The 21,698-nt window shown below is 56.2% G+C and carries 18 protein-coding genes; 11 read left to right on the top strand and 7 right to left on the bottom strand.

Annotation, left to right across the window (positions count from 1 at the left end; translation table 11 throughout):
* The 3 genes from ATO67_RS07915 to ATO67_RS07905 are packed head-to-tail and all read left to right on the top strand — an operon-like array spanning position 1 to position 2,630.
* Positions 1-879, top strand: coding sequence for an ABC transporter permease (locus ATO67_RS07915; protein ID WP_067646536.1), 879 nt, complete (start codon positions 1-3; stop codon positions 877-879).
* Between the two features lies 1 nt (position 880).
* Positions 881-2,086 carry an amidohydrolase/deacetylase family metallohydrolase gene (locus ATO67_RS07910; protein ID WP_067646533.1) on the top strand — a complete coding sequence of 402 codons (1,206 nt, stop codon included), beginning with the start codon at positions 881-883 and terminating at the stop codon, positions 2,084-2,086.
* A 46-nt stretch (positions 2,087-2,132) separates the two neighbouring features.
* Positions 2,133-2,630: a RidA family protein gene (locus ATO67_RS07905; protein ID WP_067646530.1), complete on the top strand. Its 498-nt coding sequence runs from the start codon at positions 2,133-2,135 to the stop codon at positions 2,628-2,630.
* A gap of 9 nt (positions 2,631-2,639) precedes the next feature.
* On the opposite strand, the gene ATO67_RS07900 is transcribed toward ATO67_RS07905, so the two are convergent.
* The gene (locus ATO67_RS07900; RefSeq protein WP_067646527.1) at positions 2,640-3,467 is read right to left on the bottom strand and encodes an IclR family transcriptional regulator; all 828 of its coding nucleotides are present in this window, start codon (positions 3,465-3,467) and stop codon (positions 2,640-2,642) included.
* A gap of 103 nt (positions 3,468-3,570) precedes the next feature.
* On the opposite strand from ATO67_RS07900, the gene ATO67_RS07895 reads away from it, so the two are divergent.
* Entirely contained in the window at positions 3,571-4,767 is a 1,197-nt protein-coding gene (locus ATO67_RS07895; protein WP_067646524.1) for an aminotransferase class V-fold PLP-dependent enzyme, read from the top strand.
* 40 nt (positions 4,768-4,807) lie between these two features.
* On the top strand, positions 4,808-6,652 hold the full coding sequence (locus ATO67_RS07890; protein ID WP_082760211.1) for an ABC transporter ATP-binding protein: 1,845 nt from the start codon (positions 4,808-4,810) through the stop codon (positions 6,650-6,652).
* Positions 6,653-6,677: 25 nt separating this feature from the next.
* Here the strand turns inward: ATO67_RS07890 and ATO67_RS07885 are convergent, their stop codons facing one another.
* The 6 genes from ATO67_RS07885 to ATO67_RS07860 all read right to left on the bottom strand — a co-directional run bounded on the left by ATO67_RS07885 (position 6,678) and on the right by ATO67_RS07860 (position 12,856).
* Positions 6,678-7,748 carry an ABC transporter ATP-binding protein gene (locus tag ATO67_RS07885; RefSeq protein ID WP_067646521.1) on the bottom strand — a complete coding sequence of 357 codons (1,071 nt, stop codon included), beginning with the start codon at positions 7,746-7,748 and terminating at the stop codon, positions 6,678-6,680.
* The gene (locus ATO67_RS07880) at positions 7,745-8,572 is read right to left on the bottom strand and encodes a carbohydrate ABC transporter permease (protein ID WP_067646518.1); all 828 of its coding nucleotides are present in this window, start codon (positions 8,570-8,572) and stop codon (positions 7,745-7,747) included. The genes ATO67_RS07885 and ATO67_RS07880 overlap by 4 nt, the downstream gene beginning before the upstream one ends.
* On the bottom strand, positions 8,569-9,471 hold the full coding sequence (locus ATO67_RS07875) for a carbohydrate ABC transporter permease (RefSeq protein WP_067646515.1): 903 nt from the start codon (positions 9,469-9,471) through the stop codon (positions 8,569-8,571). The genes ATO67_RS07880 and ATO67_RS07875 overlap by 4 nt, the downstream gene beginning before the upstream one ends.
* Before the next feature lie 119 nt (positions 9,472-9,590).
* A complete protein-coding gene (locus ATO67_RS07870) occupies positions 9,591-10,826 on the bottom strand; it encodes an ABC transporter substrate-binding protein (protein WP_067646513.1) in 1,236 nt (411 codons plus the stop codon).
* Between the two features lie 78 nt (positions 10,827-10,904).
* Positions 10,905-11,771, bottom strand: coding sequence for a sugar phosphate isomerase/epimerase family protein (locus tag ATO67_RS07865; RefSeq protein ID WP_425352193.1), 867 nt, complete (start codon positions 11,769-11,771; stop codon positions 10,905-10,907).
* A gap of 50 nt (positions 11,772-11,821) precedes the next feature.
* Positions 11,822-12,856 (bottom strand): Gfo/Idh/MocA family protein, encoded by a 1,035-nt coding sequence (locus ATO67_RS07860; RefSeq protein ID WP_067646503.1) that lies wholly within the window; start codon positions 12,854-12,856, stop codon positions 11,822-11,824.
* A 132-nt stretch (positions 12,857-12,988) separates the two neighbouring features.
* Here ATO67_RS07860 and ATO67_RS07855 point away from each other — a divergent pair, with 132 nt between their 5' ends.
* The 6 genes from ATO67_RS07855 to ATO67_RS07830 all read left to right on the top strand — a co-directional run bounded on the left by ATO67_RS07855 (position 12,989) and on the right by ATO67_RS07830 (position 21,236).
* A complete protein-coding gene (locus ATO67_RS07855; RefSeq protein WP_067646500.1) occupies positions 12,989-14,005 on the top strand; it encodes a LacI family DNA-binding transcriptional regulator in 1,017 nt (338 codons plus the stop codon).
* A gap of 254 nt (positions 14,006-14,259) precedes the next feature.
* A complete protein-coding gene (locus ATO67_RS07850) occupies positions 14,260-16,086 on the top strand; it encodes an ABC transporter ATP-binding protein (protein WP_067646497.1) in 1,827 nt (608 codons plus the stop codon).
* Positions 16,087-16,128: 42 nt separating this feature from the next.
* Entirely contained in the window at positions 16,129-17,661 is a 1,533-nt protein-coding gene (locus tag ATO67_RS07845) for an ABC transporter substrate-binding protein (protein WP_067646494.1), read from the top strand.
* 60 nt (positions 17,662-17,721) lie between these two features.
* Positions 17,722-18,645 (top strand): ABC transporter permease, encoded by a 924-nt coding sequence (locus ATO67_RS07840; protein WP_067646490.1) that lies wholly within the window; start codon positions 17,722-17,724, stop codon positions 18,643-18,645.
* Between the two features lie 5 nt (positions 18,646-18,650).
* On the top strand, positions 18,651-19,499 hold the full coding sequence (locus ATO67_RS07835) for an ABC transporter permease (protein ID WP_067646487.1): 849 nt from the start codon (positions 18,651-18,653) through the stop codon (positions 19,497-19,499).
* Between the two features lie 6 nt (positions 19,500-19,505).
* Positions 19,506-21,236: a M14 family metallopeptidase gene (locus tag ATO67_RS07830; protein ID WP_067646483.1), complete on the top strand. Its 1,731-nt coding sequence runs from the start codon at positions 19,506-19,508 to the stop codon at positions 21,234-21,236.
* The last annotated feature ends 462 nt before the right edge of the window (positions 21,237-21,698 follow it).

Genomic DNA, 21,698 nt, shown 5'->3' with positions numbered 1-21,698 from the left:
ATGGCTGACATTGCAGTAAACACGCCGAAGCCCGCCGCCAGTGAAGGCTCAAAATTCCTGCGGCGGTTCATTAAACGCAAGACCGTGGCTTTTGGTCTGATCATTCTGGTTGTCTTCGTTCTTCTGGCGGCGTTGGCGCCGTGGATTGCGCCTTACTCGCCATCCAAGCTTTCCATCGTCAACCGGCTGAAGCCGCCAAGCGAGATATTCTGGTTCGGCACGGACGAATTCGGACGGGATGTCTTCTCGCGAACCATTTATTCGGCCCGCCTGTCCCTGCTGATCGGAGCGTCGGTTGTCCTGCTGTCTGCATCAATCGGCGTGACGCTGGGTTTGCTCGCAGGTTTCTTCAAACGGCTCGACACGCCGATTGCCCGCCTTATTGATGCGATGATGGCATTCCCCGATATTCTCCTTGCCATCGCGCTGGTGGCCGCACTCGGTCCATCTCTCACCACCGTTATCATCGCATTGTCGATTGTTTATGCCCCGCGTCTTGCCCGCATCGTGCGCGCTTCGACGCTGGTTATTCGTGAACTGCCTTACGTGGAGGCTGCGCAAGCGCTCGGCATTTCCACGTTCCACATCATGACGCGGCATGTCTTGCGCAATCTGCTTTCGCCGATCCTTGTTCAAGCCACCTTCCTGTTTGCCAGCGCAATGCTGGCCGAAGCTGGTCTTTCCTTTCTCGGGCTCGGTGTCAGCCCGGAAATTCCAACCTGGGGAACCATGATCGCCAGCGGCCGCCAATATATCGGACAGGCCGACTGGATGACCTATTTCCCCGGCTTTGCCATCATTCTTTCCGTTCTGTCGCTGCAAATGGTTGGCGACGGACTGCGGGACATGCTCGATCCAAGACTGCGAAGGGATTTATAATATGACCGGGGAAAACGCGAAACCGCTCCTCCTCACCAACGTCAAGCCCATGGCTTTTGGCGAAACCGCACAGACAGGCACGATCGATATTCTGGTGGGAGGCGACGGCAAGATCGCCGCCATCGGTCAGTCGGTCGCCGCTCCTGCAGATGCCGTGCGCGTCGATGGCAAGGGCGCCTGGATTTCTCCGGGCTGGGTGGATCTGCACGTGCACATCTGGCACGGTGGCACCGATATTTCGATCCGCCCGTCAGAATGTGGTGCTGAGCGCGGCGTTACCACGCTTGTCGATGCAGGCTCTGCTGGTGAGGCCAATTTCCATGGTTTCCGGGAATATATCATCGAGCCCTCGAAGGAACGGATCAAGGCGTTTCTCAATCTCGGTTCCATCGGCCTCGTCGCCTGCAATCGTGTGGCGGAACTGCGCGATATCAGAGACATCGACCTCGATCGCATTATTGAATGCTACGCCGAAAACAGCGAACATATTGTTGGCCTGAAGGTACGTGCCAGCCACGTTATCACCGGCTCCTGGGGCGTTACACCCGTCAAGCTCGGCAAGAAAATTGCGAAAATCCTGAAAATACCAATGATGGTGCATGTGGGCGAACCACCTGCGCTTTACGATGAAGTGCTGGAAATTCTCGGCCCCGGCGATGTCGTAACCCACTGCTTCAATGGCAAGGCGGGTTCATCGATCATGGAAGACGAGGACCTGTTCAATCTCGCTGAACGTTGCGCGTCCGAAGGCGTGCGGCTTGATATCGGCCATGGCGGCGCGTCGTTTTCGTTCAAGGTGGCGGAAGCCGCTATCGCCCGTGGTTTGCTACCGCATTCCATCTCCACCGATCTTCATGGCCATTCCATGAACTTCCCTGTCTGGGATCTGGCAACGACGATGTCGAAGCTCATGTCTGTCGGCATGCCCTTCAACAAGGTGGTCAATGCCGTCACCCACGCCCCGGCAGAGGTCATCAAGCTCGATATGCAAAACCGCCTTTCGGTGGGTGCCCGTGCTGATTTCACCATATTCGACGTCATCGATTCCGATCTTGAAGCGACGGATTCCAATGGCGACGTCTCGCAACTGAAGCAGCTGTTCGAGCCGCGTTACGCCGTCATCGGCGCGCAGGCGACTGTCGCCAGCCGTTACATCCCACGCGCACGCAAACTGGTTCGCCACAGCCACGGTTATTCCTATCGCTGATGCTGCCAGACATGAAGAAAGAATTTCGCATGACACAGGAGTTTGCGTGACCCAGTCCCCGATCACAGCCGTAGCGAAGGCGAATACGCCCTATCATCGGCTTGCTGCGCTCGGCATCGAACTGCCACCGCCAGCGCCACCAATCGCCAATTTCGTGACGCATGTCATTGAAGGCAACATGCTGTATTTGTCCGGCCAAGGTCCGCGCGAGGTCGATGGTTTCATGCACACCGGCAAAGTTGGAACGAATGTTTCGACGGAAAAGGCCTATGCCGATGCGCGGTTGACCGGCATCAACCTGCTTGCCGTGATGCACGACGCGTTGGGAGACCTTTCCCGGGTTCGGCGGGTGGTGAAGCTACTCGGCATGGTCAATGCCGCGCCTGATTTTCTGGATCACCCGCAGGTCATCAACGGTTGTTCCGATCTGTTCAATGCCGTGTTCGGTGAGGCGGGCCAGCATGCCCGCTCCGCCGTCGGTTTCGGCTCGCTTCCGGGCAACATTACGGTCGAGATCGAAGCCATCGTGGCACTGCACGCTTAGAGGAGACGATCAGTGGTTGCGCCAGCCCATCAGCTTTTCGATCCTTGCGGCCGACGCCTTGACGCGGTCGGCATAACCGGACTTGTCGGCCAGCACCTTCTGTTCTGGAAGCACGATGGAAATCGTCGCAACGCAATCTCCTCCGTTGTCGACAATCGGCGACGCGATACAGGCGACCGAGTAATCGGATTCACCGGCCTGAATCGACAGCCGCTCCTCAAAGGCCTTTGCCGCTGCATCGGACAAGGTCGTCGCATCTACAGTGGCGCGGCCGGTTGGCGAAATACGCGCGCCACGCTTGAACAGTTCGATACGCTCTTCTTCCGGCATATGGCCGACAAGAAGACGACCGGACGCCGTCCAGTTCAGCGGAACGCGGGTTCCCACGCGGGATGCGACCTGAAAATGGCTGGGGCCATCGGCCATGGCCAGAACAAGCATATGCTCGGCATCGCGGCCGCAGACCTGAACAGTTTCACCCGCCTCGCGGCAAAGATCATGCATTTCATGGGTCGCAACACTCATGAAATCCAGCGACCGGGCATAGGCCAGGCCGTAATGGTAGAGCCGCGCGCCAAGCCAGATCAAACCATCGGCGTTGCGGGCCAACATGTTCTTTTCGACCAGATCATCGATGATCACATAGACGGTGGAAAGCGGAGCCTTGACGGCCTTGGCAATAGCATAGGCCCCGGCGGGCGCGCCGGTTTCGTACAAATAATCAATCACCTGCAAGGCGCGGTCCATGCCGCTGACCCGCGAGCGACGGACTTTGCCATCGGCTTCAGCGATCTCTTCGGAAAGAGCTTCCGATGATGTCTTCAAATCCAAAACCATGCTCCTGCGCTTTAAAGAACCTATTGCATTACTATGGTATAGTCCCGTGCAGGGCAACCGAAATCAAAGCCGGGCGAACCGGCTTGCAGACTGGAGAATGACAATGTCCGACGATATCCGCACGAAGCTCGGCCTGCGCCCCGTGATCAACGTATCCGGCACGATGACCAGTCTTGGGGCTTCCATCGTGGTGCCGGAAGCGATTGCCGCGATGGCGGCGATTCTACCTCAGTTCGTTGAGATCAACGATTTGCAGCGAAAGGCAAGCGCCATCATTTCGCGATTGACGGGGGGAGAGGCCGGGTTTGTCACTGCCTCCTGCTCGTCTGGTATCAGTCTTGCTGTGGCGGCAACCATCACCGGGCCGGACCTGTTGGCCATCGAAAAATTGCCGGAAACCTCGACTGACAAGAACGAGGTGTTGGTGCAGATGGGCCATATGGTTAGTTATGGCGCGCCGGTGGATCAGTCCATTCGGCTGGCCGGTGGCAAAGTGGTGATGGTGGGTCAGGCGACCTCGACACACCGCTACCACATGGAAAATGCCATAACTGACAGTACAGCGGCGGCCGTCTATGTGGTGTCGCATCATGTCGTCGATTATGGGCTCCTCAATCTCAAGGAATTCGTCGAGATCGCCCATGCAAAGGGCGTTCCGGTGATTGTCGATGCGGCCTCCGAATATGATTTGAAGCTGTTTCTGGCGCAGGGTGCCGACATCGTCCTCTACTCCGGTCACAAGTTCCTCGGTGGTCCGACCTCGGGAATAGTCGCGGGCAAAAAGGAGCTGGTCCGCAATGCTTTCCTGCAAAATATGGGCATCGGCCGCGGCATGAAGGTTGGCAAGGAAAGTATCTATGGTGTCATGGCGGCATTGGAAGCGTGGGAAAAGCGTGACCACGCAGGCATCCGCGAACGGGAGGCCGGCTATCTGAACCTGTGGAAGCAGACGCTTGAAAACCGCCCCGGCGTAACCGCGTTGATCGAGCCCGACCCGACGAACAACCCGCTTGACCGCATGCGCGTGATCATCTCGCCGGAGGAAGCGCACATCACTGCCTGGGATTTGGCCGCTGCCCTTCGCCAAGGCCCGCAGCCGATCATCGTGCGCGATCATGAGGTCGAGCATCACTACTTCTATCTCGACCCCTGCAACCTGCATCCCGGACAGGAAACGGTTGTGGCATCGCGACTGGCGGAAGAACTCGACAAGGCTCGCGCTTCCAACGAGATCATCGCCACGCCAATCGAAGATTTATCTCGACACCGCTTCGATGGTGCATTGCGCTGGCCCGATTGAGCGCCTGACGCGACTGAAGACGGATAATAAGGGAACGATCATGACCAATCTTGCTCAGACCATGCCAATCGCGCCGCGAGCCACGGATCCGGTCTTATCGGTCGAAAAGCTGCGGACGTCTTTCATGGTCGATGGCAGTTGGAAGCCTGTCGTTCGCGATATCTCTTTTACGGTTGCCCCCGGTGAGACGGTGGCAATAGTCGGCGAAAGCGGCTCGGGCAAGTCAGTCACGTCGCTTTCGATCATGCGTCTGCTACAGCCCGATACCAGTCGCATCGAAGGCAAGGTAATGTTGGGTGGTCGCAATCTGTTGGCGCTGCCGGAACACGAGATGCGCAAGGTGCGCGGCAATGATGTGGCGATGATCTTTCAGGAGCCGATGACGAGCCTCAATCCGCTTTTTACGATTGGCGACCAGATTTCCGAAGCGCTTTTGTGTCATGCCCCGATGAGCAAAGGCGAGGCGAAAGCGGAGACCATCCGTATTCTCGAAAAGGTGCGTATTCCCTCAGCCGCGTCCCGCTTCGATGAGTATCCGCACCGGTTTTCCGGCGGCATGCGCCAGCGTGTGATGATTGCCATGGCGCTGGCCACCAAACCGAAGCTGCTGATCGCCGACGAGCCGACAACCGCTCTCGACGTAACGATCCAGGGCCAGATTCTCGATCTCATAAAAACCTTGCAGGAAGAGGAGGGCACCTCCGTCCTCTTCATCACCCACGATATGGGCGTCGTCGCAGAAATCGCAGATCGCACCGTTGTCATGTATCAGGGAGAACAGGTGGAAACGGGCGCAACCACCGACATCTTTCATCGCGGCCAGCATCCCTACACGCGGGCGCTGCTATCTGCCGTTCCGGTTCTCGGATCGATGCAGGATTATCAAAGACCGCGCCGCTTTCCAGTCGTTGACGTCACCACCGGTGAGTCGGATGTCCCTGTTGAAGTCGGTGACACCGTGGCGAAAGGCCAGCCACTGTTGCAGGTGAAGAACCTCACCAAGCATTTCGATATCCATTCAGGCCTGTTCGGGTCGGTAACCGGGCGTGTTCATGCGGTGGAAAACGTCTCGTTTGATCTGCACGCGGGCGAAACCCTTTCATTGGTGGGCGAGTCCGGTTGCGGTAAATCGACCACCGGGCGCGCAATCATGCGGTTGATCGAGCCGGGAAGCGGCTCTGTCATGGTCGAAGGCCGCGAAGTGCTGACGATGGATAAAAACGAGATGCGCGAAATGCGCAAATCCGTACAGATGATCTTCCAGGACCCTTTCGCTTCGCTCAACCCACGCATGACGGTGGGTGCTGCCATTGCTGAACCATTCCTTGAGCATAGGATGGGCGACAAGAAAAAGGCGAAAGAGGTGGTCGCCGATATGCTCGTAAAGGTCGGGCTGACACCCGATATGGCCAAGCGCTATCCGCATGAATTCTCTGGCGGTCAGCGCCAGCGTATCTGTATCGCCCGCGCTTTGGCGCTTCAGCCAAAGGTCATCGTGGCGGATGAGAGTGTGTCGGCGCTTGACGTGTCGATCAAGGCGCAGGTCATCAACCTCATGCTGGATTTGCAGCAAAGTCTCGATCTAGCCTTTCTCTTCATCTCCCACGATATGGCCGTGGTCGAGCGCGTCAGCCACCGGGTGGCCGTGATGTACCTGGGGGAAATCGTTGAGATCGGACCGCGTGTGGCCGTATTCGGCAACCCGCAGCATGCCTATACCAAACGCCTGATGTCGGCCGTACCGGTTCCGGACCCCGACAGGCGCAGGTCCAAGAGTGGTTCGGTCACCGAGGAATTGAAAAGCCCGATACGACCGGTCGATTACGAGGCCGCACCGCCGAAATTCCGCGAGGTTTCTCCGGGTCATCTCGTGGCGGAGATTTAGTCTCCGCACATGCCGTATGTCCGCTTTACTCGATCCGCATATTCGTGCTCGCATCGAACAGATGAAGATGCTCCTGTTCGAAATCCAGCCCGACAGTTTGCCCATTTCCGATGAGAACACGGCCATTGACGACCACCACCAGTTCGGGTGTCGTTGCAGTCGTCACATAGGTCGTTGACCCCGTGGATTCGACAAGTCCGACGGGCACCTTGATTGCGCCTTCACCATTCTCCGCGATACTCAGATGCTCGGGCCGCAAGCCGACCACGAGTTCGCGATTGACGGGCAGTGCGCGGTCCAGGCGGATTGTCTGCGGCGCACCGAGGTCGAGAATCAGACTTTTTCCATCCGGTCCTGCCAGCGCCGGAATGAAATTCATCGCCGGTGAGCCGATAAATCCCGCAACGAACCGGTTTACCGGCCGGTCGTAAAGCTCAAGCGGCTGCCCCTGCTGTTCGATAACGCCCTGACGCATCACCACCACATGATCGGCCATCGTCATCGCCTCGATCTGGTCATGCGTAACGTAGACCGATGTAGCACCAAGCCGGTCATGCAGCGCTCTGATCTCTTTGCGCATGTGAACGCGCAACGCGGCATCGAGGTTGGATAAGGGCTCATCGAACAGGAAGGCCTTGGGGTTGCGAATAATCGCCCGGCTCATCGCAACACGTTGTCGCTGTCCACCGGAGAGTTCCCGCGGATAACGATGCAGCAGGTCTGAAAGGCCTGTGATAGCCGCCACATCCTCGGCTGCTTTTCTGGCTTCTGCCTTTTTCGTCCCTCGGATACGCAGGCTGTAGGTGAGGTTTTCCTCGACCGTCATATGCGGATAGAGCGCATAGGACTGAAACACCATCGCCAGATCGCGCTTGCGTGGCGGCACATTGTTCATGCGCTCGCCAGCGATCACAAGATCACCCGCCGAGATTGATTCAAGCCCTGCAAGTGAGCGCAGCAGCGTGGACTTGCCGCATCCTGATGGCCCGACGAGAGCGACGAAAGCGCCTTTGCGGATGGTGAGGTCAATGTCCTTCAACGCATGATAAGCGCCGTAATATTTGTTGACGCCGGACAATTCGATTTGATTGGTCATTTGAGAGCTCCCGATGTGAGGCCGGAAACGATGCGGCGCTGCAATAGGACGAAAATGGCCAGGATCGGGGTCACATACATGGTGGCATAGGCCATGATGTTGTTCCATTCGCTGGTGTTTGGACCCATGAACGAGTTGAGGCCGACGCTTGCGGGCTGGAACTCGACGTTCTGGATCATCGACTTGGAATAGACGAACTCCCCGAATGCCTGCATGAAGATGAGGATGGCGCTGACGAGAATGCCGTTGCGGGCAAGCGGCAGCACGATGTTGAAGAAAGCGCCGATGCGGGAATTGCCGTCGACCAGCGCGGCCTCTTCAAGCTCCATCGGCACCGCCATGAAGGTTGCCCTTACAAGCACGACGAAGAAAGGCATGCTCTTTGCCGCAATGGCCAGAATGACCGCAAAGCGCGGATAGTCCAGCAAGCCGACCTGCGAGAAGCCGACAAAGATCGGCGTGATCATCAAGGACGCGGGCAAAACCTGTAGCATCAGGATGAGGAACAGCCCGATATCCACCCAGCCGTTGCGATAACGCGCCAACACATAGGCGCAGCCGGTGCCGAGAACGGCGATCAGCGCCACCGAGCCGAAGGCAATCAGTGTCGAGTTCCAGAGATAGCGGCCCATGTTCCGGCTTTCCCAGACATAGACAAAGGTGTTCCATTGCGCGGTAGATGGCCAGAAGCTTGGTGGGCTGGCGAACATCTCGGAGCCGGTTTTCAGCGCCGTGATATACATCCAGTAAAGCGGGAACAGATAGATCGCTGCCATGATGATGGCGATCAAGAGCATCATGCGGTTTCGGCCAGTGTCACTCATCCGCGCACCTCATGACGTGTCGAGCGCACATAGACGATAGCGGCAAACATCACGAAGACAGTCATGATGACCGAGATCGTCGCTCCCTTGCCAAAGTCGTATTGCCGGAAGGAAAGGTCCCAAGCCCAATATTGGGCGACATTTGACGAATTGTTCGGTCCTCCATCGGTAATGGCGGCGAACAGATCGAATTGTTGCAAAGTGAAGATCAGTCCCAGCGAAATGATGGCTCCGATTGTAGAACGCATCATCGGCAGCGTGATGGTCCAGAACCGCTGCCAGGCGTTGGCACCATCGAGTTCGGCAGCCTCGTAGAGATCGTCGGGAATTGACGATAGTCCGACGGATAGCAGGATCATGTTGAACGACGTTCCGAGCCAGATATTGGCAAGAATAACAGCCCAGAGGGAGAAGTGAGGATCGGAGCGCCAGAAGATGTTGCTGTCGATCAGGCCGCTCTCGCGCAGGAAGAAATTGAGCACGCCGAAGTCGCCTGAAAGAATCCAGTTCCAGATCGCCCCGACCACCAGACCGGGCATGACCCAGGACACAAGAAACAGACCGCGCAGCCATGATGAGCCGGGAAAGTTCACCCAGAAAAACAGGGCAAGGCCGAAGCCGACGAGAAATTGACCGGCGATGGAGCCGACAACGAAAATGACGGTGTTGTAGAGAATTGGTAGAGTTTCAGGCTGCTTGAAAAGATCGATGTAATTCTTGAAGCCGACGAATGGCCTGATGATGCTTCCCAGGCTGAACATGTCCACTTCCTGAAAGCTCATCAGGATATTATAGAGCAAGGGCAAGCCCGCCAGGATAAACAGGAAGGCGAAGGGTACACCGACCAGACCGATGTCGAAGCCGCGTCCATCCGTTATGCTGGAAAATATCCTTTTCATGGAAGCCTCATGTGCGCCGGTGGAGAACTGCCCGACACCGAAGTGTCAAGCAGTTCTCTCCAGGAGGAAAGGTAGATGGCGTGCATGCCATCGGTTTCTTGAAGCAGACGAGGTTGCCCTTAGCCGTCGATCAGCTTGATCTTTTCGGCAGCCTGGTCAAGCGCAGCCTTCGGTTCCATCTGGCCAGTCAACGCTGCCTGAATAGCGTCCTGAATAGCCTTGGAAATCTTCGGCCATTCCGGCGATGGACCACGCGGCTTGGCATATTTCAGCTGTTCCACGAAGGTTTTCAGTGCGGCATCCTTGAGCGCGTTGCCCGTTGGCGGGATCGGCAGATCGGACCGGGCCGGAATCTGGCCGAAATCCTTGTACATGGTAACATCCTTGGAAGCGAAGAACTCGAGCGCTTTGAACGCCTCTTCAGGGTGTTTAGTGCTGGAGAAGATCGCCCAGTTGTAATCGCCCATGGCAGAAGAACGCTCAGCCCCTTGCTGCGGTACCGGCAACAACGCGGTTCCCCAGTCGAACTTGGCATCCGTCAACATGCGGTCGATTTCCCATGGGCCGGAGATGGCCATAGCGGCATTACCCGCATTGAAGGTTGCGGTTGCGTCCCACTGGCTGCGCGTCAACGTGTCGGGAGATGTCATTTTGCCATCCAGCATTTGCTTCCAGATCGTCAGGGCCCGGACGGCACCTTCACTGTTGATGGACTTGTAGGTGGCGCCACCCATCTGTGCCCATGGCAGGAACTGGAATGTACCTTCCTCATTGGCTTTGGCCGAGAATGTAATACCGTAAACATTCTTGGACGGGTCGGTCAGTTTCTTTGCGGTTTCCAGCAATTCATCCCAGGTCTGCGGTGGCTTTTCCGGGTCAAGCCCTGCGGCTTTGAACAGATCCTTGTTGTAATAAAGCGCAATCGTATTCGTGGCTTTCGGCACACCGTAATATTTCCCGTCCCAGGTGGCGGAGGCGAGGGGGCCGGGGAAGTAATTTTCGGGTTTGATCGTGGTTGATTTCGCAATCATGTCTGTCAGGTCGAGAAACGCTTTTCGCGATGCGAACATGGCATGATTGGGATTGTCGATGGTGATGATATCGGGCGCATTGCCGGTCGAATAGGCACGCATGGCTTCGCTCACCACATCATCGAACTGTATCTGGCGATACTCGATCTGGATGCCGTTCCTCTGGGCGTTGAATTCCTTGATGAGATTTGGTGCGGGCTGAATATCGCGGTCAAGCGACCACAGCGTCAGCTTTACGTCTTCTGCCTGTGCGCCGAGCGCAAAGAGCGATGCGCTTGTTGCGAGAGCCGTTGCCACAGCAATCGTGTATGTGCGGATACCCATAGTCTCCTCCTTTGTGGTTATCCAGAATTCTCAAATAGCGCGTCGCGGCCTCCTCCTGCCGCGCCTGCGTTTCTCCACTTACACCGGATCGACGACGAAGCTGCCGCCGCGGGCCTGTTTCAGATGGTTGAGCCCGTGAACCTGCCCCGTCATTTCCAGCGCGTCGCGATAGACCGGGTCATGCCAGCCTTCGATATCGATGGAGCCGGACCAGCCAGCCAGCCGCAGCTCTGAGATGATGTCTGTCCAGTTGCTGTCACCAAAGCCAGGTGTGCGCATGAGCACAAACGGATGTTTACCGAAAATGCCGTGTTCGCGAATGACGTCCCAGCGAATGGTCGCATCCTTGCCGTGAACGTGGAAGATTTTCGAAGCCCATTTGCGGATCTGCGGCAGCGGGTCGATTAGATAGACCATCTGATGGCACGGCTCCCATTCAAGTCCGATATTGTCATCGGGCGTCTCGTTGAACATGAGCTCCCAGGCATCAGGGTTGTGTGCGATGTTCCAGTCGCCAGCCGCCCAGTTGCCGTCCATGGCACAGTTCTCGAAAGCGATCTTCACACCTTTGTCGGCCGCGCGCTTGGCAAGCTCGCTCCATATTTGCTTGTAGCGTGGCAGGCTATCGGTGAGGGGTTTGTTACGGATGCGACCGGTGAAGCCGGCAACGCAGGTAGCACCGAAGTGATGGGCATTGTCGATGCAATCCCTCCAGCCCTGCAAGGTCTGAAGGTCCATATCGGTCTCTTCCAGCGGATTGCCGAACATGCCGATGGTCGAGATCGTGATGTCGCGGTCTCCGATGGCCTCAAGGCAGCGCTTTCCGAGATCGGCGATGTCCTGGCCATTGGTTGTCTGCCAGAAAAACGGCTCGAAACTTTCAAATCCCATGTCTGCAATCTGCGCGATGCGCTCGGCTGCCTGACCCTTGGTGGCGCTGACCATGGTACCGATGCGAATGGATTGTCCCTGTAGGTTGCTCACTGTTTCGGTCCTTATGCTGTGATATCGACGGATTGGCCTGACTTTGCGCTTTCGATAGCGCCAAGCACCATCGCCAGGCTTTTGATATTGTCGTGGCTGACTGTCTCTGGTTCGTGTCCGGTGCGGATGGCATCGAGGAAGTTGGCGATCACGCTGGCGTGGCCATGGGTTTCCTCATCGTTGTCAGGGGGCGGCACCTCGATGTGGGTAACGCCGTGCAGCAGACCGGGTTCGGTTCCTGCTACGGCTGCCCTAAAGGTTTCCTCGCCGTCCCAGGTCAGCATGCCCTTCGAGCCAACGATACGCCACGTGCTTTCCCAACTCGTGCGCTCACCCTCGGCGCACCAGGAACCGCGATAGGTAAAGACAACATCATCTGAAAACTTGAAAATAGCATTGGCCGCCGCGCCATGGGCATACCACGATCCCGCCGGATTGGTTTCCAGACAATAGACCGATAGTGGCGATTTGCCCGATACGAAACGTGCGGCATCGAAGGTATGGATGGCCATGTCGAGAAGCAGGACATTATCCATTTTCTCCCGAAAACCACCGAAATGGGGGGCGAGGAAAAAATCACAATGAATGCCGGTCACCGTGCCGATGACACCGCTTTCGACCAGACGGCGCATGCGGCGCACACCTGAAATAAACCGTCGATTCTGAACAATGGCGTGAACACGGCCTGCATCCTTGGCGGCACGGCGCAAGTCATTCGCTTCGTCCATCGACGTTGCCATCGGCTTTTCGCTCAGCACATGGCAACCGTGCGCCAGACCGGTTTTGACAACGGAATGACGAGCAAGGGGAATGACCACGTCGAAAAGAATGTCGGGCTTCGTATCCGTCAAAACGGATTCCAGATCGGTCCCTATGACAGCATTCTGAATATTGAACTCGGCCGCAATGGCCTCGGCCGTCGCCCGGTCCAGATCGACCAAGCCAACGATCCTGACTGCATCTCGCATCTCCGGTGTGGCCTGAAGAGCTCTCAACCAACCTTTGGCCATGGCTCCGCACCCACACAAAACGGCATTGTATGTCACTGAAATCCTCCTCCTACGGCAACCGAAACTCCTCTTCCGGTTTTCCGTAAACGTTTACGATACTATGGACAGGAGCCTATTTTTGTCAATACTGTTTGTAAAATCGCTTTAGGAACCGTGGAAAGACACTTCATGAAGGGCATCCGCCAACTGGCAGAACATCTTGATATTTCTATTGGTACGGTCTCCCGTGCTTTGAATGGAAAAGCGGATGTGAATGAGGAAACGCGTCGTCGCGTGCTGGAGGCCGCAGCCCGGCTTGGTTACGTGGCCAACCAATCAGGCCGTTCTCTTCGCAAGGGCTCGACTGGTATCATCGGGTTCATGATGCAGACGGGGCCTGAGATCACGGGTCAGGGCGATACGTTTTTCATGAGTGTCTTTGATGGCGTACAGACTGTTTTTGCGCGTCATAAACTCGATCTGGTGGCACTGCTGTGTTCATCTGACGAGGACCCGGACGCTTATCTCCAACGTGTGGTGGCACGGGGTTTTGCCGACGCCATTATTCTTTCTGCAACGCGTCTTCACGATGCGAGATTTGAACTGCTGGCCCGCCACGGCATCCCCTTCATCACATTGGGGCGAAGCCAGACCGATGTCGGTCAGCCATGGATCGATCTGGATTTCGAGGGCATGGCGGAAATCGCGATCGAAAGGCTGGTTGGAAATGGACATAAGCATATCGGTCTCATCTGGCCCTACGGCGATCTCAATCTTAGTCATCTGTTCGTACAGCGGGCGCGGGAGGTTCTTGGCCGACACGGTTTATCCCTCGCGGACCAGCACATTTTCCGCGCAACGCCTAGCGAAACCGGTGGTTATGGCGTGGCCCGCGATATTATGGCCTGCAAAACCCGCCCGACGGCCGTCGTGCTTGTGAACGAAACTCTGGTCACCGGGCTTTATCGCGGGCTTGAAGAAAGTGGCCTGACGCCTGGCAAGGACATCGCCATCGTTGGAAGGCAAAGTTTGCAGGCGCAGTTCCTGCAACCGCGCCTCACCTGTTTCGCGCTGTCACTTCGCGATCTCGGCATCGGTCTTGCAGAAACTCTGCTGTCGGTGATGCCAGAATACCAGTCGCATTATCCCGATGCCACCAAACGCAAGGTCTGGCCAATGGAGCTTATCGAAGGGAAGAGCGGTTAGGGCGGTTCGTCCGGTCAGAAGACTGACATTGCTGGATGAATACGCAAATGCATATTTGTTAGGCAATGATAGAATATTGTTCAACAGTATGGACATGATTGTCCTACTTTGGTAGCGTCTACATTAGCAAGTCAGACCCTGTTTCGCTGGCGTTGGGACAATGGGCGTGAGCGTGATTTTCGTCTCGCATTTCCATCCGCAACGACGAGGGCAGCTCTGAATGAGACCGCGCAAGCGACGCCGGAGACGCATAGATGACGAACGCAGCAGACAAACTCACGCCGCTCCTTTCGGTTGAGGGATTGAGTGTAGAATTTGGCGCTAGTCGGGTCGTCGATGATCTCTCGTTTACAGTCGCTGCTGGCAAGACCGTCGCAATTGTTGGTGAGTCCGGGTCCGGGAAGTCCATCACATCGCTGTCGACCATGCGCCTGGCGGATATGATGGGGGCAAGATTTCCAACCGGACGCATCATGTTCGGCGCAAAGAATCTGCTCGAAGTCTCGCAAAAAGACATGCGCTCCATTCGTGGCAAAGACATTGCCATGATTTTTCAGGAGCCGATGACCTCACTCAATCCTGTTTTCACCGTCGGTGATCAGATTTGCGAGGTATTGATCCTACACGAGAAAATGGGCAAGGCAGCGGCCTCGGCAGAAGCGCGCAGGCTTCTTGATATGGTGCGCCTGCCGGATTCGGCAGCACTTCTTGATCGCTATCCTCATCAACTGTCAGGTGGAATGCGCCAACGCGTCATGATTGCCATGGCGCTGGCCTGCCGACCTAAGCTTCTCATCGCAGACGAACCGACGACCGCTCTCGACGTCACCATTCAGGCGCAAATTCTCAACATCATGCGCGACCTGCAAAAAGACCTCGGTATGGCCATGGTTTTCATCACCCATGACATGGGTGTCGTCGCTGAAATGGCCGATGATGTCGTCGTTATGTGGAAAGGTAAAAAGGTCGAGGATGGCCCGGTTGGGCAAATCTTTGCCAACCCGCAGCATCCCTACACCCGCATGCTTTTGTCGGCCGTGCCGCGGCTGGGCAGCATGACGGGGGAGGACTTTCCCAAGCGCACGCCTCTTACCGTGCTGGAAGATGGAAAGCCCAGGATCGTCGGGGAAGAGCGAATACAGGACACCGCGAAATACGATGAAAAGCCGCTTTTGGCGGTGAAAGATTTGCTCGTTCGTTTTGATGTGAAGAAGAACCTGTTCGGCAAGGCGACCCATCGCCTCAGCGCCGTCCAGAACGTCAGTTTCGATATACATCCGGGTGAGACTCTCGCGCTGGTCGGCGAATCCGGCTCCGGTAAGTCGACCATTGGCCGCACCATCCAGCAGCTTCAGACATCCATGGGCGGCGAGATCGCCTTCGCCGGGCGCACCTATTCATCCATGTCTGCAGCGGAACGTTTTCGCATGCGACAGGACGTGCAGTACATCTTCCAAGATCCCTTTGCCTCACTTGATCCGCGCAAGACTGTCGGTTTTTCGATTGCCGAGCCGATCAACACCCACAGCTTGATCTCTGGCGGCAAGGCGGTTCGCCGGAGAGTCGATGAGCTACTTGAACGCGTGGGCCTGAGTTCCGCTGTAGCCGAGCGCTATCCGCATGAGTTTTCCGGGGGGCAGCGCCAGCGTGTCTGTATTGCGCGTGCACTGGCGTCAGATCCGAAGCTCATCATCGCCGACGAGGCGCTGTCGGCGCTCGACGTCTCCATTCAGGCGCAAATCATAAACCTGTTCATGGATTTGCAGGCCGAGCGCGGTCTAGCTTATCTCTTCATCAGCCATGACATGGCTGTGGTTGAAAAGATCAGCCACCGCGTGGCCGTTCTCTATCTCGGCCAGATCATGGAATTGGGCAGTCGTCGGCAGGTCTTCGAAACGCCGACGCATGATTACACACGCCGGTTGCTGTCCGCAGTCCCGGTCGCCGATCCTGCTGCCGTCAGGCACACAGCGATGATCGAGGGTGAAATACCCAATCCGGTTCGTCGCGTTGGCGATGAGCCAGCCATTCTCGTTCACGAGGAAATCAATCCAGGCCACTTTGTTGCAAAAAGGGCCTGAAAAAACCGCGAAAAATCGCATCTATCTGAGAGGAACAGATCAATGAATAGAATAAATAAGGGGCTGACGGCCTTCGTAGCGCTTGCTTTTTCGAGCGTGGCCTTTTCTGCAACACCTGTACTGGCTGCGGGAAAGATGACCATTTCCACCCCGCAGGACCCTGGCAGCTGGGACCCTATCGATACGTTTCTGGTTCAGTGGGCTGCTGTTGCCACCAACATCTTTGACGGCCTGACCTATCGCGGTCCTGATCTGAAGCTCGTACCGGGCCTTGCTGAATCCTGGGAAGAGCTGGATCAAGGCAAGCGCATCCGCTTCAAGCTTCGCCAGAACGTCAAGTTCCACAATGGCGAGCCATTCAACGCCGAAGCCGTCAAGTTCACCTTCGATCGCCTGCTGGGCGAACAGGGTGCGAAGGGTCCGCAACGTTCCAATTATACGGCCATTGAAAGCGTCGAAATCGTTGATGAAAACACCGTGGACATGAAGCTGAAGGCTCCTGATCCCGTTCTTCTGACCAAGCTTGCTGGCTACGGTGCCATGATCGTGCCGCCGAAATACATCCAGGAAAAGGGCGAAGACAACTTCAACACCAATCCCGTCGGCACGGGTGCATTCAAGTTCGTGTCCTATGCGCCGAAAGTGAATATCAAGCTCGAAGCCAATGCGGATTATTGGGGCGGCGCACCGAAGCTTTCCGAACTCGATTACCGTTTTATCTCTGAGCCAGCGACAGCCGTTGCCGAGCTTCAGGCTGGCCGCGTCGATCTCGTGATTCCGCCGACCATCCCCATTGGTATGTTGCCGGTCATTCAGGGCGACTCCAATCTGGAAATCGTCAGCGTTCCCGGCCCGACCGTCGATGCCCTTCGTTTCAATACGCGTGATGGCATCACTGCCGACCCGAAGGTTCGCAAAGCCATCATCATGGCGGTTGATCGTGCCACAATCGTCAAGTCGATCCTTGCGGGGCAGGGGTCCGAAATCGCAAGCTTCCAGGGCGCGCTCTCCTTCGGTTACGATCCCGAGTTGAAGCCGCTTCCTTACGATCCGGAAGGCGCAAAGAAGCTTCTGGCGGAAGCTGGCGTGAAGGCGGGCGCGACGATCCAGATCGATATTCGTGGCAATGACGCGACGATGAACGAGGTCACACAGGTCATCGCCAGCTATCTGCAAATGGTCGGCATCACCGCCACCATCAAGCCTTACGAAACCAACGTTCTACTGAACGATATCATTCCGCAGGGCAAGACCGGCGCGATGTTCCAGCAGAAGTGGGGTGGCTGGACCTTCGATTACGATAACACCGCCTATTCCATGTACCACTCCGGTGAAAAGTGGAACCCTTACGAAAAGGACGCTGCGCTGGACAAGCTGCTGGAATCCCAGCGGCCGCTGACGGACCGCGCGGAGCGTGAGCGCATCCTGAAGGAAATAGGCAAAGCGACTGCCGAAAAAGCTCTTGAGCTTCCGCTCTACAATAGCAACGCGATTTATGGCGTCAGCAAGAAGGTCAAGGGCTTCGTCGCTCCACCGGATAACCGCCTGAAACTGACCGACGTCACCGTCGAATAATCATTGTTTGACGCCGCTCCTTCGGGGCGGCGTCACCATCCCCATTGCAAGGAAAAGAACGTGGCCGGTTTCCTCATCAAGCGATTGTTGCAGGCGTTATTCGTCGTCATCGCCATCACGCTGCTCGTCTCATTTGCCATTCGCCTGACCGGCGACCCTGCTGTCACGATGTTTCAGGGTGGTGGCAGCATGACGGAAGAGGATCTGATGCGCATCCGTGTGGCACTCGGCACGGATCAACCGTTCTTCGTGCAATACATGAACTTCCTGAAAGGCCTTGTGACACTGGACCTTGGCAAAAGCTTCATTGGCGGTACGCCTGTCTCGCGCTTGATCGGAGATGCCTTACCGGCAACGCTGATGCTCGCGTTCATTTCCATGATTGTTTCGATTGCTCTGTCCATCCCGCTCGGCATCAAAGCCGCGACCTCGAAGGGTAAGGGCGTCGATCAGGCCATACGGATTTTTTCGCTTCTCGGCCTGTCATTTCCGAATTTCTGGCTTGCGTTGATGCTCGTGCTGCTGTTCTCAATCACGCTTGGCTGGCTGCCACCGAGTGGCATGGGTGGCTTTGCGAGTTACATCATGCCGGCGGTCACGATGGGTGTCATTCTCACCGCCACCAACGTCAGGCTCGTTCGCACGGCTATGCTCGACACGCTGCAATCGCAGTACATCATGGTCGCCCGCGCCAAGGGGCTAAGCGAAAGCAAGGTTCTTTACAAACACGCGCTGCGCAATTGTGCGATCCCGCTCATCACCTATTTCGGATTGCAGTTCGGCGGATTGCTGGGTGGCATCGTCGTTATTGAGCGGGTGTTCAACTGGCCGGGTATGGGCTCTCTGGCATTCGATGCCGTCGGCGCGCGCGATTATCCTGTGCTGCAAGCCGTCATTACCGTGCTGTCGCTGATGATCGTCGGCATCAACCTTCTGGTCGATATCGCCTACGGGCTGGTCGATCCCCGTATCCGCACGGAGTAATCGACATGGCAACCAAAACCTCCCGCCTTTCGCGGTTCTACAGCCTTGAATTCGTGCTTGGTGCGACATTGACCGTGGTCATCTGCGCTGCCGTGCTTCTGTCTGACGTGCTTTTCCCCGGCGGTGCCGAGAAGATCGATCTGATGGCACGTCTTGCCAAGCCCTTCGCGAGTGCCGCGCATCCCTTCGGCACCGACCCACTTGGCCGGGATGTTCTGGCGCGCGTCGTGGCAGGTGGCAAGATTTCGCTGCTGGTCGGCTTCACATCCGTCATCGGCGCCGTCATTTTCGGTGTGCTGATGGGTTTGATTGCAGGCTACTACCGCGGCTTTTGGGATATGGTCGTCATGCGCTTTGCCGATATCCAGCTTGCCATGCCCTTTATTCTTCTGGCTATCACGTTCATTGCCATTGTCGGCGGTAGCCAGACCAACACCATCATATTGCTGATCGTTTCGCAGTGGGTGCAATATGCGCGACTCGTTCGCGGTTCGGTTCTAACACTGCGTGAGCGGGAGTTCATCCTGTCTGCACGCGCGATCGGCGTCAAAGACTGGCGTATCATAGCCCAGCATCTGCTGCCAAACCTCATAGGCCCGGTCATCGTTTTGATGACGCTGAATGTCGCAAACAACATCTTGCTGGAAAGCAGCCTGACATTCCTCGGCATGGGCGTGGACCCGACAATTCCAAGCTGGGGCGGTATGCTGGCAGATGGGCGCACTTATTTGCAAATCGCATGGTGGGTCAGTGTATTCCCCGGTCTGGCAATCCTGCTAACGGTGCTTGGCCTCAATCTTCTCGGCGACTGGCTGCGCGATAGTCTTGACCCGACTGGAAGAACTTCAAGGTAAACTAGAATGACAGAGATTTTCAGCCAGACTTTTGAGCGCACTCTCGATGAGTTGTTAAGGCAGGCAGTGCCTGGTCAGTCTCTCGAAGCATGGACGTTCGATGATTTGAAAAGCCGTCGTGATTACGAGCAACGCTTGGCAGAAAAAGGTGTTACGGCACGCATACGCAGTGCATATAAACCTCTGCTCCACGCCTTCCTGGAAGAGATCGACCTGACGGGCCTCGAGCGCGTTCAAATCAGCTACCCCGTTCACGCTGCGGCACCTGCAAACCGGTTCCGGCTGGAAGCTTATCCGCTGGCGGCGCTGGTCGGGAACGCCAGAATCGATTTCATCCCACGTGACGACGGTGGTTTTTTCTACGACGTGGTTCTGAACCGTGTTGAGGGAGCCGAGACGGTGAGGGTGTTGGCGCCCAATCGCGTTCATGTCGACGTCGTCGGAGAAACGAATGTTTCGCTAACCGGTTGGTTGCGCGGCGAAGGGGACGAGGCCGGGGAACGGCTGGAAACGGACTATGAGCGTCTGTTTGAAACGGCAATCGATGCAGTCGCAAAGCATGATTGGGGAAATGATGAGCCCTATTTCGAAGAGTTGAACATTCGTGTTCTCTTTCCGTCTGAAGATTTGTCACTCGCTGTCGGCGATGAGGTCGTCAGCTTGCGTGAAGCCTTGCATGAGGATTTCTACTTTTCGCTCCTCGAATTCTTCCAGAAGAAGTCTGGTCGCCCGCTGGGTGATCGCGGCTTGAGGCCCGGCCAGATCGTCCCTGAAATTATCAAGAGTGATGCGGAAATTTCGGTTCGTATTGAAACCCGGCCACTCGGTACGACATTTCTGGATGGTGCTGATCAGGCACTCGACATGGCCACCGCACCGCTTGCGGCGGACCAGATTTCAAAACTGCTGATCGAGGTCGGTGGCGAGGGGTTCATCGCACACGCCCGTTCAGGTAGGCAGGTTTCGGCACGCTATCTTAAGGGAAGCGACGCTGCTGTGATGATCAGCGGTGGACAACATCCCAATGAAACGACGGGCATTGTCGGCGCGCTTCGTGCGGCTCGCGCATTGCAAGCGAAGACGGGTGCTCATTTCACCATTTCGCCGCTTGAAAACCCGGATGGTTATGCCATTCATCAGCGTCTTCGTATCGACAACCCAAGACACATGCATCATGCCGCCCGTTATACCGCGTTAGGCGACGATCTCGAATACCGCACAGTCGAGAATTCGGGAGCGCATCTCAACGAGAAGGCAATCCGTTTCGATGCACAGGAACTGAGCGGCGCCACCCTGCACGTAAACCTCCACGGCTATCCATCACACGAATGGACCCGCCCGCTCTCCGGTTATGTGCCGCGCAATTTCGCAATGTGGACACTACCAAAAGGCTTCTTCTTGGTCGTACGGCACCATGCCGGATGGGCTGAGCAAGCCGAAACATTGCTCGACAAAGTCACCCGCCATCTGGGCAGCATTCCCGGCCTATTGGATTATAATGACCGACAGATAGCGCTCTATGAAATCCACGCTGGTGAAACCGGCTTCCGCCTCATCAACGGCTTCCCCTGCCTTTCATCGATCGATGATCGACATACCGTGCCGATGACGCTGATAACCGAGTATCCGGACGAAACCATCTATGGCGATGATTTCATTACAGGGCACACGGCCCAGATGCAGACGGTGATGGCAGCTTACGAGGCATGGCAGGATATTGCGGTGGCAAGCTCCTGAGTAAGGGAGTAAATTGTGCTGACATCCCATTCGTCCGGTTCAATTTTTCTATGTCCTAGACCGTATCATTAAATCTTTTTCAGCCGGCGTATCTCTGGCGGTATTGCGTTTTGCGCGAAATTTGCATTGAGAGATCATATAGAAGCCGGATGCGTACGAACTAAGTCGACTCGTATTCCAAAGCTAACAAAAATTATATTTATATAAAAATAATAGAGGTTTTAGATATATTTTATATGGTTGATGACATAATTTGAGTCGTGCGGCGGCTAGCCAGAACATCGCTATCTTCGGGTTGCAAGGAACATCTGTCTCCTGGTCACGTTTTCCAACGCTTACAATGGAGATGAAAATGGCAATTACCTATCACGTTGGCGAACACGATGGCGGTTATGCGTACCGGCTTGGCGATGTCTGGTCCGAGACGTTTCCCGATCACGATACCGCGCTCAAAGCGGCCAA

This window comes from Agrobacterium bohemicum (assembly GCF_001562555.1).
Lineage (GTDB): Bacteria > Pseudomonadota > Alphaproteobacteria > Rhizobiales > Rhizobiaceae > Agrobacterium > Agrobacterium bohemicum.
This window is presented reverse-complemented; position numbering and strand designations above follow the sequence as displayed.